This window comes from Escherichia sp. E4736 (assembly GCF_005781225.1).
GTDB lineage: Bacteria > Pseudomonadota > Gammaproteobacteria > Enterobacterales > Enterobacteriaceae > Escherichia.
In genome coordinates this window covers 1-1,430 of record NZ_VATT01000044.1, presented here as the reverse complement: position 1 = coordinate 1,430, position 1,430 = coordinate 1, and the positions used below count along the sequence as shown (strand labels likewise).

Genomic DNA, 1,430 nt, shown 5'->3' with positions numbered 1-1,430 from the left:
CAATGCCGTTCACTTAAGCGGAGCAGTGCTGCGTTTCACCGGATAACGGGTTTTTGATATCTTAACTGCCCTCGGCCTTGATGGTCGGGGGCGTTTTGTTATGAACACTGCTTCCAGAGCACCCCGCAGATGCTCCAGTCGTTTCGGGATAGTCCCCGGTGATGCCGTATTTCCCAGCACTATCATTTCTGTCGCGATAAACTGGAACGCGAACTTAAAGCTGATTTCTGACGCCGCTTTTTTGTGTTTCTCAGCCGCTTTTGTTGCCTCACGCCGTATCAGGTTGTAAGCCAGCAACATGCCCCACACCTCCTGCTCCAGCAACTCAACCTTACGGCTTCTCAGCACCAGGGCATTGTTCAGCAGGCTGCTTTTCAGGTTTCTGAACCCGACTTCGATTTCCCATCGTGAATGGTAAAGTTCCGCCACCTCTTTTGCTTTGTAGCGGTCTGCCGGGAGTGATGTCAGCACCGTTTTCTCCACACCGTTCACCTCATAAGTCACCGCCCGGGCGTACCAGAACTCTGGCAGTGCAGGATTCTTTTTCCTCGCCTGCAGTGATACCTTCAGTTTCAGAAGCCTGTCTCCGGGACCGTGACTTTCTTCTGTTTCTGCCGCGATATTCTTCCACGCAGGCAGTAGCCAGTGGCGGTTACAACCCTGCCGGTTCAGCGTCAGCAGCAGGTCTGCGCTGTAAAAGAGCTTGTCAAACAGTGTAACGGAGTTATCCGGGATGGTGGCGAGCATGGAGTGGGCCAGCACGGTTTCGCTCCGCCGGTAAGGCGCGGTCACGGCATTCAGCAGAATGTGACTTCCCAGATTCATTAATGCCACCAGACGCATAACCGGGTAGGCGCTCTGCCGCTCAGTGGATGTGTTGGCAGAGCCATAATATTCACGCAACTCAGGTTCATCAGGTGTCCTGAACTGTGCGCCATCAATGGCAAAAAGTTGCAGGCCGTGCCAGTCATCCTTCAGGTAACGTTCCGCGCCCCATGTCTGTGCGGTCTGGCGGAAGAGCCATTCCACCGGGGCGGCCCCCACGCGCTGACGCGCCTGGGTGACAGCGCTGCGGGCCAGCAGGTTCATCCCCGCTTCGCCATCCGCGCTCAGGTTCAGACGGCGAACCACATCGGTAATTGGCTCATTGCGGAAGAAGGCCATGGCCACCACCATCCAGATAACCATGTCTCCCGGTAAACGACGGCGGCGCACGGTCGCATGAGCAGAAAGCGTCAGGCAGTGCTGTATCCACTCGACGGGAAGGTGCTCTGCAAACAGTTGTGCAGAGGGCGGTGGCATAAGCGGATGGTCACTGAAATCGAGCAGATCATTGAGAAGTGGCATAAGAAAACGGCTCCCTGTTGTGGAAGCCGTTATAGTGCTGCAGTTTAAGGATCGGTCAACCGATCCTTAACTGATCGGCATTG

Annotated in this window: 1 protein-coding gene; it reads right to left on the bottom strand. The window is 55.5% G+C overall.

Going from position 1 to position 1,430, the window contains the following annotated elements:
* Positions 1 to 9: 9 nt before the first annotated feature.
* On the bottom strand, positions 10 to 1,347 hold the full coding sequence (locus FEK46_RS22080) for an IS4 family transposase (protein WP_135559694.1): 1,338 nt from the start codon (positions 1,345 to 1,347) through the stop codon (positions 10 to 12).
* Positions 1,348 to 1,430: the final 83 nt, after the last annotated feature.